Origin of the sequence: Psychroserpens sp. XS_ASV72, assembly GCF_041224425.1 — a bacterium.
Taxonomy (GTDB): Bacteria; Bacteroidota; Bacteroidia; order Flavobacteriales; family Flavobacteriaceae; genus Psychroserpens.
In genome coordinates this window covers 202,327-215,752 of record NZ_JBGFGL010000075.1, presented here as the reverse complement: position 1 = coordinate 215,752, position 13,426 = coordinate 202,327, and the positions used below count along the sequence as shown (strand labels likewise).

Here is a 13,426-nt window from a genome sequence, read left to right as displayed (position 1 = left end):
TTTTAGTTAATTCCAAGAATTCAAAACCACTTCAGCTGGTATCATTTTATCTCGAATAATTAGGCGCTTCCTTAGTAATGGTCACATCATGTGGGTGACTTTCATGAATACCAGAACTCGTGATTTTCACAAAACGACCTGTTTCCTTTAAGGTTTCAATGTCTTTGGCACCACAATAGCCCATTCCAGCTCTAAGTCCACCCACAAACTGATGGATGCTTTCTACCAAATCACCTTTGTATGGTACACGGCCTACAATACCTTCTGGAACGAGTTTTTTGATATCGTCTTCCACATCTTGGAAATAACGGTCTTTACTCCCTTGTTTCATAGCCTCCACAGATCCCATTCCTCTGTAGGATTTGAACTTACGTCCTTCGTAGATAATGGTTTCCCCTGGACTTTCCTTAGTTCCAGCCAATAAAGATCCAAGCATGACGCTATCGGCTCCTGCAGCAATGGCTTTTGGAATATCTCCAGTATATCGAATTCCACCATCAGCAATCACAGGAACTCCAGTTCCTTTAATGGCAGCAGCCACTTCCAAAACAGCTGAAAACTGCGGAAAACCAACACCTGCAACCACACGAGTGGTACAAATAGAACCAGGACCAATACCAACTTTAACCGCATCAGCACCAGCTTCTACCAAATATTTAGCCGCTTCGCCAGTTGCGATATTACCAACAATCACCTCAAGGTTTGGGAATTCTTTTTTAATATCTTTTAGTACTGAAACCACACCTTTGGTATGACCATGAGCGGTATCAATAATGATCGCATCCACACCAGCTTTCACCAAAGCTGAAGCACGATCAACTGCATCAGCAGTAACACCAATAGCAGCTGCAACTCGTAGTCGGCCATATTGGTCTTTATTGGCATTTGGTTTTTGGGTGACCTTGGTAATATCTCGAAATGTGATGAGTCCTTTGAGTTTAAAATTATCATCAACTATGAGTAGCTTTTCAATTTTATTTTCTTGAAGAATTTGTTCTGCATCCTTTAAAGACGTACCAACCGCGGCAGTCACCAAATGGTCTTTGGTCATAACATCTACAATCGGTTTGTCATTGGCATGCTCAAAACGCAAATCCCTGTTGGTTACAATGCCTTTTAAGGTCCCATCTTCAGCAACGATGGGAATACCACCAATGCTGTGCTCTTTCATATATCGCTTGGCATCTGAAACTTTAGCAGTTAACGGCAAGGTTACAGGATCGATGATCATACCACTCTCGGCACGTTTTACGCGTCGTACCTTATCAGCTTGTTGCTCGATGGTCATATTTTTATGAAGTACACCTATACCGCCTTCTTGTGCCATGGCAATAGCCATTCTACTTTCGGTAACCGTATCCATAGCAGCCGAAATGACAGGGATGTTAATGGTAATATTACGTGTAAACTTGGTTTGGATATTGACTTCTCGAGGTAAGACTTCAGAAAATGCTGGAACCAATAGAACGTCGTCGTAGGTAAGACCTTCTCCAACGATTTTGTTTTCGTGTGCTGTCATGATGCAATTACGATTATAATTGCATGCAAATATACGTCTTTTTTTAAGTATGAATGACCATACCCAAGATTAATTCTGAAAATTTAAGAATATTTCACAATGAAAGACAACTGATTTTCAAACGCTTAAAAGTACATTATAAATTTTATTTTTATTTATTCTAAATAAATTTTGACAAGACTAATTTGCTGTCTATTTTTGCACCGAATTAAACTATTTATAATAAGTCTAAATAAAATGAAGAAACTATTAGCCCTAATTTTTATCCTTTTTGTCGGTGTCTCATATGCTCAAAACGATGAGGACATAAAACAACAAGACTCCATTCAGCAACTGGACGAAGTCCTGTTAAAAACCAGTGTTATATTTGGCAATAAGTACCAAGCTAAAAACAGAACAGGATCCTCCTATTATATTTCCCCAGAGGAATTATCAAAATTTAGTTACTCAGATATCAACCGTGTTTTAAAAACCGTACCTGGTGTCAATATTTATGAAGAGGACGGATTTGGTTTAAGACCAAACATAAGTTTGAGAGGAACCTCACCTCAACGAAGTGCCAAAATCTCGATCATGGAAGACGGTGTTCTTGTCGCTCCTGCTCCATACAGTGCTCCTGCAGCCTATTATTTCCCTTCCGTTGCAAGAATGGAAGCTGTCGAAATCCTAAAAGGTTCAAGTCAGGTTCAATATGGACCATTTACAACGGGAGGCGCCATCAATATGGTATCAAGTCAAATTCCAAGCACATTATCAGGTCACTTGAGAGCGCGTACAGGCAGTTTCAACTCCAACCAACTACATGCCAAAATTGGTGATAGCAAACAGGTTTTCGGTTATAGTATCGAATACTTAAATTTCAGTTCTGATGGATTTAAAAATCTTCCTGATGGGAGCAATACTGGATTTGATAAAAATGATGTGGTTGCTAAGTTTAGAATCAATAGTAAAGCCGATGCAAAGGTTCAAAATGCTTTTGATATAAAGTTTCAGTATTCTGATGAAGTGTCCAATGAAACGTATTTGGGATTGACACAAAATGATTTTAATAGGAATCCTTTTGATCGTTATGCGAGTTCACAGGAAGATGTCATGACCAACGATCATATTCAAGTCATAGCCACACATCAATTGGATTTTTCCAATCGTATGAGAATTACAACCAATGCGTATTACAATGGGTTTTCTAGAAATTGGTATAAGCTAAATGATATTGCCGTAAATGGAACGAAGGTTGGAATTGCTTCAGTTTTGCAGGCTCCAGAACAGTTTTCGGAGTATTTCAATATTGTAAACGGAACTGTTGATTCTGATGCTGATGCTCTATTTGTCAAAGCCAACAATCGTGATTATGTTTCCAAAGGTGTACAGACCAAGTTGGATTACCATTGGTCTGGAGAGGAGGTTTTTCACGATCTTGAAATTGGATTGCGCTACCATTACGATGAGGAAGATCGTTTTCAATGGAAAGACGGCTATCAAATTACTGACGGAGAAATGGTTTTGACTTCTGAAGGTGTTCCAGGAACGGATGCCAATAGAATCAGTAAAGCACATGCTTTTGCCTCATATGTTTTATATAAGTTGAAATACAAAAAATGGACTTTCACTCCTGGTTTACGTTATGAGAACATAAGTCTGACCCGTGAAAATTATGGCAACAGTGATCCTGGGAGAACAGGTGTTGATTTTTCTGAACGGGAAAACAGAGTGGATGTTTTTATTCCTGGAATGGGATTTAATTACAAATTCAACAACAACAACGCTACAATTTTTGGAGGGATTCACAAAGGGTTTTCACCACCGAGCAACCAAGAAGGACAACAAGCCGAAGAAAGTATTAATTATGAGCTGGGTTCAAGATTCAATTACAAAGGACTTAGAGGTGAGGCCGTTGTTTTTTATAACGATTACAGCAACCTTTTGGGTAGTGACCTTGCGGCAACAGGTGGAACCGGTTCTTTGGAGCAATTCAATGCTGGTGAAGTTTCCGTTAAAGGTCTTGAACTGCTATTGAATTACGATCTTTTGGAAAACAATTCAAAATTAGCATTGCCCTTAACCATTGGCTATACCTTTACCGATGCCAAGTTCGATAACAGTTTTGGAAGTGATGACGGACTTTGGGGCGAAGTCACTGAAGGTGATGAACTGCCATATATTTCAAAGCATCAATTTAACGCTTCTTTATCCCTAGAGCATAAAAAGTATGAAATCAATATCAATGGACGATATAATGGCGCTTTCAGGACCTCAGCGGGAACAGGCAGTATAAATTCTACCAATGGCGTAATTTCCAATTTTGTCATAGATGTGTCTGGAAAATACCACCTCAACAAATATTTGAGTTTAACCGGAAACATCATCAATCTTCTTGACGAAACCTATGCTGTTTCCAGAGTTCCTGCTGGTTTAAGACCTGGACATCCTTTTGGAGCCTATGGCGGACTGGAAATCAAATTTTAAAATGGGATATAACAAAACACAAAAAGCATCACAATACGTGATGCTTTTTTAATGGTAAACATTGAAAATCTTTGAGGCTTCATTATAAGCACTTTCAAAACTCATGGCATTGAGGTTATTGTGCTTATTAGAGGTGAAATACGACAATAATTTCTCTGTTGGCATATTTCCCGTGAGTTCATCTTTAGCCATTGGGCAACCACCAAATCCTTGAATAGCACCATCAAAGCGCATACAGCCTGACTTGTATGCTGCATCTACTTTTTCAAACCATGTGGAAGGCGTAGTGTGCAAATGTGCCCCAAACTCGATCTTTGGATATTTTGGAATGAGATTCGAAAAAAGGTAAGATATGTTTTCCGGATTGGAACTTCCAATCGTATCGCTTAATGACAATATCTTCACTCCCATTTTGTTCAATCGCTCAGTCCACTCACCTACAATATCAACGTTCCATGGATCACCATAAGGGTTTCCAAAACCCATGGAAATATACACCACGACTTCCTTATTGTGCTGTTCTGCCAGCTCTAAAATTTCAGAAAGAATCACTACAGATTGTGCAATGGTTTTGTGGGTATTACGCATCTGGAAGTTTTCTGAAATGGAAAACGGATACCCCAAATAATCAATTTCGGGATGCTGACATGCATCTTGAGCTCCTCTTGTGTTGGCTATTATGGCTAATAATTTACTATTCGTATGGCTCAAGTCGAGCTTTGATAATACTTCTGCCGTATCTACCATTTGCGGAATGGCCTTTGGTGACACGAAACTTCCAAAGTCAATCGTATCAAAACCCACACGCAATAAGGACTGGATGTATTGTACCTTTTTCTCGGTAGGAATAAAATCCTTGATCCCTTGCATGGCATCCCTAGGGCATTCTATTATTTTCAAAGGTGTATTCATGTGCTTCAAAGATAGCAAATATGATGGTTCTGAAGATTCAATTTTCAGACATAAAAATAAGGATCGCTATTCCAACAAACACAACAATTTGCAACCACTTAAGATATTGTCCAACACGTGCATGTTTCATTGTATAATCTGAAATAAATCCTGCCAAAATCGCAATGGTTGAAAAAATAATCGCGGAAACCAACATGAACAACAGTCCTAGAACATAAAACTGTATCACATGACTTAGTGTATCACTAAACAAAAATCCAGGAAAAAAAGCCAAGAAAAAAATAGAGACTTTGGGGTTCAACATATTCATGATGAAACCTTGTTTAAACAACTGTCCTGTGCTCTTTTTCGGAACAGCATCTGATTTCAAGTCTAATTTATCATTAGAATTGTACACTTTGAAAGCCAAATATAATAAGTACAATGCACCAAAGAGCTTCAATACAAAGAATAGAGTATCGCTCTGCTTAATAATGGCCGAAACCCCAAAAGCCACTAAAGTGGTATGCACCAAACATCCAGATATCAAACCAGCAACGGTCGCCAATCCAAATGTCTTTCCATGGACCGTACTTTGCATCAGTACATAAATATTATCTGGTCCTGGCGAAAGTGCTAATGCAGCTGTTGCAATGACAAATGATATGAGAAATTCAAAATTCAAAATGTGTTATTTTCCGTAAAAATAAAACTTAATTGAATTACAACTAAGTTTAGCGATCAAATACTATGTTAGGAAAAAACAACATAGCACAAAGAACACTAAGTGCCTAAATATCTGATATTTGAGAAGTTTAACTTAATATTTTTAATATAAGCCTGTATTTTAAACCAATTTTTTTATTTTTACTTTTTAGCTTAAAAAATATAATCATTACTATGAAATTAAATTACCCTACTCATCGCATTTTAGCTATTTTGGCAATTTTTCTAGTACTACCTTTGCTAGTGACCTCTCAAAACAGTTCTGAATGTGGTGTTATTGAAACACCTGAATCATTAAATTTTCTTCAAGAAAACCTGGAATTGATTAAATCTTATGAAAAGGATTTTTTAACCAATGACAATCAGGCAAGAGCCTATTATTCAATTCCTATTAAAGCTCACGTTATCAGAACATCTGGTGGCTTTGGAGGTTTAAGCACGTCTCAGCTTAATAGTGCCATTGCAGTCATGAATGCTTTTTATGCAAACGCTAATATGTATTTTTATTTATGTGAAGGTATAAATTACATAGATAACAGTACCTATTACGATTATGTTGATAGTTCTGAAGCAGCAATGACAGGAACTTACAATGTTAATGGTCTCATCAATATATACTTCGCAAATTCGGTAACACGTGCCAGTTCTGGTAGTGCTATTTGTGGTTATGCATATTATCCTGGAGGACCTGATGTGATTGTCATGGACAATTCATGTGCTTTAAACGGAAGCACGTTAGCGCACGAGATGGGACATTTTTTCAGTCTTAGACACACACATGGTAGCTCAAGTATACCAGACGAGTATGTAGACGGAACAAATTGTACAACAGCTGGAGATTACATATGTGATACACCTGCAGATCCTACTTTATCTTATTCCAATGTTACTTCTTCTTGTGTTTACATAGGAAGTGACACAGATCCAAATGGTGATTTTTACGTTCCAGATCCAACAAATGTGATGTCATATTCAAGAAAGCCATGTAGAACCTATTTTTCACCTCAACAATACGCGAGAATTTATGCTACATATCAAACTGTCAGAAATAATTTTGATTGTCCAACTTTTAGTGTTGACTTTACGGCTGATGCCACTCAAACCTGTCAAAATTCATTAACGGTTAACTTCACAGACAGTAGTGTTGGTGCAACTTCATGGGAATGGGATGTCGATGGTGACTTAGTAACAGATTACACCACTCCTAATCCAACGCACGTTTACAATACACCTGGTATTTACGATGTAAGTTTAGTAGTTTCGAATGCACAAACTTCAATCATAAAGAGTGTCGATGGATTTGTTAGTGTTGGTTCAAACGAAAGTCTTCCATTAAGCCGAAACTTCAATGCTCTAACAGATATAGAGGATAGCGGTTGGAAGATCGATTCTAACTCCTCATTTTCTTGGACTCTAAACGCAGGCACAACAACTTCTACAAGTACTGGTCCTAATGGTGACAATTCAACAATGGGAGATGGTTTGTATATATACACTGAAGCTTCAGGTTCAGGAACTGGTGATGTAGCTACCTATACCTCTCCTTGTATTGAAATCAACTCTGTAGATGCTGTACTATCATTTTACTATCATATGTATGGTGATTCTATGGGAGAGCTTCATGTTGATATTGATTCTGGATCAGGATTTACAAATGATGTCACTCCTGTAATCTCTGGGCAGCAACAAGCCAGTACTGGTGAAGATTACTTACAGCGACAAATAGACCTTTCGGCTTACGCAAACCAGTCTATTGTAATCAGATTTAGAGCGATTCGAGGTAATAGTTATAATAGTGATATTGCTATTGATGATATTGATATCGTTGGTACTTTATCTGTTAACGATTACTTTGCTGATAACACTATTTCAGTTTATCCAAATCCAACAAATTCAATGTTGAATATCAAATTGTCTGATACCAATAATTTGCCAGACAGTTATTCCATTTATAACATGTTAGGACAATTGGTTGAACAAAGAGACATTGCACAAGAGTCTGACCTTTCTATCAATGTAGAAGCATTTAGTGAAGGCATGTACTTTGTTAAATTGAAAAAAGACAGCAATTCAACTACAATTCCTTTCATTAAAAATTAATGGTCATTGTAATTTAAGGCTTAAAAAAGCGAATCGTTTTATCGGTTCGCTTTTTTTAATATAGCTTTATTGATGTCTTTAATGAGTTTCGGACCTTCGTAGATAAATCCAGTATACAATTGAATTAAATCAGCTCCAGCTTCTAATTTTTCAAGGGCGTCTTCCGCTGAATGAATGCCACCAACACCAATGATTGGAAAAGCTTTGTTGCTTTTTTGAGCTAAAAACCTAATAACTTCCGTTGAACGATTCGCAAGTGGTTTTCCACTCAATCCGCCAACCTCAGCTTTATTTTTAGAATGCAGTCCTTCCCTTGAAATTGTTGTATTGGTAGCAATGACACCATCAATTTGCGTTTCGGAAACAATCTCAATAATATCCATTAATTGGTCATCAGATAAATCAGGCGCAATTTTTAAAAGAATCGGTTTAGCCGAAAGTTTTTTATCGTTTTCAGACTTTAGCGTTTTCAACAAATTGGTCAAAGGTTCTTTATCCTGAAGTGCTCTTAAGTTTGGTGTATTTGGAGAACTTACGTTAACTACAAAATAATCGACATAATCAAACAAGGTATTAAAGCAAATTTTATAGTCTTCAACAGCAGCTTCGTTTGGCGTTGTTTTATTTTTTCCTATGTTACCACCAATAAGTACGTTTTTATTTTTTTTCAAACGTTCAACAGCTTTTTTAACACCTCCATTATTGAAACCCATTCTATTGATGATGGCTGAATCTGATTTCAATCTGAACAATCGCTTCTTCGGATTGCCTGCTTGAGGTTTAGGTGTTAAGGTTCCTATTTCAATAAAACCAAATCCGAAGTTTGATAACTCATTGAAGAGTTTTGCATCCTTGTCAAAACCAGCTGCCAAACCTACAGGATTTTTAAAAGTCAATCCGAATAATTGGCGTTCCAGTTGAGGGTTTTCAATTTGATAAGACATATTAATTAGCGATTCAACACCTGGTATTTTGCATACGGTCCTAATAAATGAAAATGTAAAATGATGGACTTTCTCTGGATCAAATTGAAATAAAATTGGTCGGATTATGGTTTTGTACATGAATCAAGTTTTATCATACAAAAATAAGAATCTTAATCCTTTAACGAGAGTTTTGAAGTCCAATAATTTCAATTAGAAAATGTCATTTATCATATTTTTTCTGCAATACTTTCTCTATTTTTGAACATAACTAAATCAAAACCCATCATGAAAAAAATTATAATTCCAGTTGATTTTTCCAAACACTCTGAATATGCCTTGGAAACAGGTGCTTTACTTGCAAAAAAACACAATGCAGAGTTGATTGTGATGCATATGTTGGAACTTTCCGAATCTATTTTTAGTGCATCTAGCTCTGAAAAAAATGAAGAAACGGCTTTCATGTTAATGGTAACCAATAAAAAGTTTGAATCCTTCCTTGACAAGCCTTATCTAGAAGGAATTACCGTGACACCAATGATCAAACACCACAAGGTTCTTAAGGAAGTTGATGAAGTTGCTACACAACTCAAAGCCGATTTGGTTATAATGGGCTCAAAAGGTATAAACGATTATGATGGCGTCTTTACAGGTTCCAATACCGAAAAGGTTGTCCGTTACAGTAATACACCCGTTTTGGTTGTAAAATCCAAACCTAAGTCTGTTGAGTTTGAAGCAGTTGTTTTAGCAACCGATTTTTCAGAAGATAGTGTCTCTGCTGTCTCTTCGGCTATGGAGTTGCTAAACAGTTTAAGCAATAAAGTTACCTTATTGCATGTGAACCGACCTAATATCAATTTCGCCAGTACGGAAGAAATTGAAGAGCGGGTAGAAAACTTCCTTCATAAAGCGAAACATCCAGAATGGAAAGATCAAATTACCTACATAGCTGACTATAGCGTTGAAAATGCTGTAATGAACTATGCCAATAAAAACAGTATGGATGCCATAGCTATGATCACACATGGTAGAAAAGGAATCAGCCATTTGTTTGCAGGAAGTATCTCTGAAGACTTAGTCAACCAGTCAAAACTTCCAGTAATTACCTTAAAAAAGTAAAATAGTATGATTGATAAACAACACCTTATCAATAGGTTTACTAGTTATGTAGTAATTGATACTGAATCTGATCCAGAAAGCGAAACCACACCGAGTACCAAAAAGCAATGGGATCTCGCCAATAAGTTGGTTGAAGAACTCAAAGCGATAGGATTAACTGATGTAAGCATTGATGATAAGGCTTACATCATGGCAACATTACCAAGCAATGTCGATCATGAGGTGCCAACCATAGGCTTTATTTCCCATTTTGATACCTCACCAGATTTTACAGGAGCCAATGTGAAGCCAAGAGTGATCGAAAACTACAATGGCAAAGATATTGTCTTAAACGCTACTGACGATATTGTTTTATCTCCTGATGATTTTGATGACTTGTTGCTATACAAAGGCCAGACCTTAATTGTAACTGATGGCACAACTCTTTTGGGAGCTGATGATAAAGCAGGCATTACTGAAATTGTTTCCGCTATGGAATATCTAATCAAGCATCCTGAAATAAAGCATGGAAAAATTCGTATTGGGTTTACTCCTGATGAGGAAATTGGTCGTGGTGCACATCATTTCGATGTTGAGAAATTCGGTGCCGATTGGGCCTACACTATGGATGGAAGTCAAGTTGGAGAATTGGAATACGAAAACTTCAATGCTGCTGGTGCTAAGGTAAAAGTAAAGGGTAAGATTGTTCATCCTGGCTATGCTAAAGGTAAAATGGTGAATTCTATGTATATCGCTACAGAATTTATTAATGGTTTACCTAGATTGGAAACTCCTGAGCACACTGAAGACTATCAAGGTTTTTTCCATTTGTATGGCATTGATGGATCAGTTGATGAAACCATTTTACAGTATATCATTAGAGATCATGATAAGCAACATTTTGAGGCTCGTAAAGAGGCCTTTTACAAGTTAGCTAACTACATCAATTCCGAATACGAGCGCGAAGTAATTTCTGTAGAAATCAAAGATCAGTATTTTAATATGAAGGAAAAGGTTGAGCCTGTGATGCATATTGTTGATATTGCCGAACAAGCCATGGAAGAACTTGGTATTGAACCTTTGATAAAACCAATTCGTGGTGGAACTGATGGGTCACAATTAAGTTATATGGGATTACCTTGTCCTAATATTTTTGCTGGTGGTCATAATTTTCATGGACGTTATGAGTATGTGCCTGTGGAAAGCATGATCAAGGCCACACAGGTAATTTGTAAAATAGCGGAACTTACAGCCTCTAAAAATTAATTATTTATTTTTTCGATCTTATAGATCATGAAAAACGTCAAAAAGTTCCTTTCCAAGCTTCCTTTTATCGGAAAAAAAATACAGCGATATCACAGAAAAAAAAATCGCTATGTATTTGATAAGCCAACTGTTTGGATAGAGCGATTACTGCCTAACGAACCCATACAAATTGTTCAAATTGGTTCCAATGATGGTATGCATGGTGATCCTTTGAGAGACCTCATAAAAAAGAATGATCAATGGAACGCTTTATTTGTAGAGCCAATTCCTTATCTGTTTGAAAAATTAAAGACCAATTATGGAGAAGAGACGAGGTTTTCCTTTGAAAATTCAGCTATTAACAACGGAACGGAACAAATCTTCTATTCGGTTAAGGAAGAAGCGAAAAACCATGTCCAAAACCTACCAAAATGGTATGATCAGTTAGGCTCCTTTAAAAGAGAGAACATTACAAAACATCTCAATGGTGCATTGGAACCTTATATTATCGAAATGCGATTAACTGGGTTAACCTTAGACGGTTTGTTTCAAAAGCATGGCATCCAAAAACTACAGCTATTACATATCGATACGGAAGGTTATGATTGGAATGTACTTTCGCAATTAGACCTTAAATCCTACCAACCTCAAATAATTCTCTTTGAACACGTGCATTTAACCACTGAAGAAAAGTCAAATGCCATTAACCATTTGAAAAGCAAATATTCGATTGTTCAAGTTGGTAATGATATGATTTGTTTAAAACGAGACATCTATGAACTGAAAGATTTAGATTTGAACGGCAAAAAAATAGCATAGTATTTCCTTTTTAACTTTCATCTTAGCGCTTTAAATAATAACTTTAAGAATTCTAGTTAAGAATACTCAAACTTTATTATCATGAAAAAGGTCAGCTCGGTTGAAGAGTACATTGAAAAAAACGCCCATTTCAGCAAAGCGCTCTCTTTGCTCAGAGACATCATAAATTCAACTGAATTAGAAGAAACCCTTAAATGGAGTGCTCCAGTATATACTGTCGATGGAAAAAATGTGGTTGGCTTGGGTGCATTTAAAAATCATTTCGGTATCTGGTTTTTTAATGGCGTTTTTCTTAAGGATGAGCACAACGTCTTGGTCAATGCACAAGAAAAGACCAAAGCTTTACGGCAAATGCGTTTTACTTCCATTGATGAAATAGATAAAAATCTTGTTTTAGCCTACGTCAAGGAAGCCATTGAAAACCAAAAGTTAGGCAAGGAAATAAAACCGAAGAGAAACACCAAAGCTATAGAAATTCCTAGTGAATTAAAGACAGCCTTTGCATCCAATTCTGAGCTTCAGACAAAGTTTAAGGAATTGACTCCTGGAAAACAAGGAGAATACTGTTCTTATATTTCCGAAGCCAAAAGAGAGGCGACAAAAATATCTCGAATTGAAAAAATCACACCTTTAATCATGAAAGGTGTTGGACTTCATGATAAGTATAAAAATTGCTGATTTGATAGTCACCTAAAAGGTATAAAACAAAAAAAGCTCCAGATTTTCTGGAGCTTTTATATAAGAGTATAATTATACTATTTAACTGTGTTGAGTTTTTTGCTCATTTCCATAGATAATGCAGAGCGTTCAAACTTCATTTTTCCTGCAAGCGTTTCAATGACACAAGTATTGTCTTTGTCATTCAAATCTACAACTTTTCCGTGCAGACCGCTTTTTGTAATTACCCTATCACCTCGTTTTAAATCTGCTGCAAATTTTTTCTCTTGTTTAGCTCTTTTCATTTGAGGAGCAATCATAAAGAAATACACCACAGCAAACATGGCAATAAAAGGCAAGAAATCCATCATAGTTTCTTAGTTTACCTTTTTAATTGAAGCCGTACCTGCTTTCTTGTCAGCAGTATTTGGATCTGGCTCAATGAATGCTTTGATTTTTACAACTTCAGAACCTTTTTCAGTGTTAGTAGTTAAGGTGATGCTTTTACTAACTTGGTTGTTTCCTTTTCCGTTGAATTTTACAGTAAATTCAGCAGACTCACCTGGAGCTAAAGGATCTTTTTTCCAATCTGAAGGCACAGTACATCCACAAGTACTTTTGATGTTACTTACAACTAAAGGTGCTTTACCAGTGTTGGTATACTTAAATTTAGTTTCTACAGGAGTTCCATTTACTATGGTTCCAAAGTCGTGCTCAGTCTCTTCAAATGAAATTACTGGGAAATCACCAGCTGTTGCATCTCTCTCAGCTGCTGCAGCCACGTTTTCAGAGTTAATTTTACTTGTAGCATCCTCTTTACAAGATGTAAAGGCAATCATACATAGTGCACTTAATCCTAATATTACTTTTTTCATTACGCTATTTTTAAATTAAACTTTTAGTGTATTCAACAATTACGGCGTTAAAAGTAGTGATTATTTCCTCCAATCAAAATTTTTTAGCATTTTTTTAGATGAAAGAA

The 13,426-nt window shown here is 36.5% G+C and carries 12 protein-coding genes; 6 read left to right on the top strand and 6 right to left on the bottom strand.

The window, feature by feature from the left end; all coding sequences use genetic code 11:
* Nucleotides 1-46: 46 nt before the first annotated feature.
* Complete coding sequence (gene guaB / locus AB9K26_RS06575; protein ID WP_369971746.1) at nucleotides 47-1,519, bottom strand: IMP dehydrogenase; 1,473 nt, start codon at nucleotides 1,517-1,519, stop codon at nucleotides 47-49.
* Between the two features lie 237 nt (nucleotides 1,520-1,756).
* Here guaB and AB9K26_RS06570 point away from each other — a divergent pair, with 237 nt between their 5' ends.
* The gene (locus tag AB9K26_RS06570) at nucleotides 1,757-3,985 is read left to right on the top strand and encodes a TonB-dependent receptor family protein (protein ID WP_369971745.1); all 2,229 of its coding nucleotides are present in this window, start codon (nucleotides 1,757-1,759) and stop codon (nucleotides 3,983-3,985) included.
* 48 nt (nucleotides 3,986-4,033) lie between these two features.
* On the opposite strand, the gene AB9K26_RS06565 is transcribed toward AB9K26_RS06570, so the two are convergent.
* Together AB9K26_RS06565 and AB9K26_RS06560 are read right to left on the bottom strand one after the other, a co-directional pair.
* Nucleotides 4,034-4,897, bottom strand: a complete 864-nt coding sequence (locus tag AB9K26_RS06565) for a hydroxymethylglutaryl-CoA lyase (protein ID WP_369971744.1) — start codon at nucleotides 4,895-4,897, stop codon at nucleotides 4,034-4,036.
* A 37-nt stretch (nucleotides 4,898-4,934) separates the two neighbouring features.
* Nucleotides 4,935-5,561: a LysE family translocator gene (locus AB9K26_RS06560; protein ID WP_369971743.1), complete on the bottom strand. Its 627-nt coding sequence runs from the start codon at nucleotides 5,559-5,561 to the stop codon at nucleotides 4,935-4,937.
* Between the two features lie 215 nt (nucleotides 5,562-5,776).
* Between AB9K26_RS06560 and AB9K26_RS06555 the strand changes: the two genes are divergently transcribed.
* Nucleotides 5,777-7,702: a T9SS type A sorting domain-containing protein gene (locus AB9K26_RS06555; RefSeq protein WP_369971742.1), complete on the top strand. Its 1,926-nt coding sequence runs from the start codon at nucleotides 5,777-5,779 to the stop codon at nucleotides 7,700-7,702.
* A gap of 38 nt (nucleotides 7,703-7,740) precedes the next feature.
* Here the strand turns inward: AB9K26_RS06555 and AB9K26_RS06550 are convergent, their stop codons facing one another.
* Entirely contained in the window at nucleotides 7,741-8,766 is a 1,026-nt protein-coding gene (locus AB9K26_RS06550) for a quinone-dependent dihydroorotate dehydrogenase (protein WP_369971741.1), read from the bottom strand.
* A gap of 147 nt (nucleotides 8,767-8,913) precedes the next feature.
* Between AB9K26_RS06550 and AB9K26_RS06545 the strand changes: the two genes are divergently transcribed.
* The 4 genes from AB9K26_RS06545 to AB9K26_RS06530 all read left to right on the top strand — a co-directional run bounded on the left by AB9K26_RS06545 (nucleotide 8,914) and on the right by AB9K26_RS06530 (nucleotide 12,465).
* On the top strand, nucleotides 8,914-9,744 hold the full coding sequence (locus tag AB9K26_RS06545; RefSeq protein ID WP_369971740.1) for a universal stress protein: 831 nt from the start codon (nucleotides 8,914-8,916) through the stop codon (nucleotides 9,742-9,744).
* A gap of 6 nt (nucleotides 9,745-9,750) precedes the next feature.
* Nucleotides 9,751-10,989 carry a peptidase T gene (gene pepT / locus AB9K26_RS06540; protein ID WP_369971739.1) on the top strand — a complete coding sequence of 413 codons (1,239 nt, stop codon included), beginning with the start codon at nucleotides 9,751-9,753 and terminating at the stop codon, nucleotides 10,987-10,989.
* A 27-nt stretch (nucleotides 10,990-11,016) separates the two neighbouring features.
* Complete coding sequence (locus tag AB9K26_RS06535; RefSeq protein WP_369971738.1) at nucleotides 11,017-11,787, top strand: FkbM family methyltransferase; 771 nt, start codon at nucleotides 11,017-11,019, stop codon at nucleotides 11,785-11,787.
* Between the two features lie 81 nt (nucleotides 11,788-11,868).
* Nucleotides 11,869-12,465: a YdeI family protein gene (locus AB9K26_RS06530; RefSeq protein WP_369971737.1), complete on the top strand. Its 597-nt coding sequence runs from the start codon at nucleotides 11,869-11,871 to the stop codon at nucleotides 12,463-12,465.
* Between the two features lie 77 nt (nucleotides 12,466-12,542).
* Here AB9K26_RS06530 and yajC read toward each other — a convergent pair whose 3' ends face one another.
* The gene (yajC, locus tag AB9K26_RS06525) at nucleotides 12,543-12,815 is read right to left on the bottom strand and encodes a preprotein translocase subunit YajC (protein ID WP_369971736.1); all 273 of its coding nucleotides are present in this window, start codon (nucleotides 12,813-12,815) and stop codon (nucleotides 12,543-12,545) included.
* 6 nt (nucleotides 12,816-12,821) lie between these two features.
* Nucleotides 12,822-13,319 (bottom strand): DUF1573 domain-containing protein, encoded by a 498-nt coding sequence (locus tag AB9K26_RS06520; protein WP_369971735.1) that lies wholly within the window; start codon nucleotides 13,317-13,319, stop codon nucleotides 12,822-12,824.
* Nucleotides 13,320-13,426 lie beyond the last annotated feature (107 nt).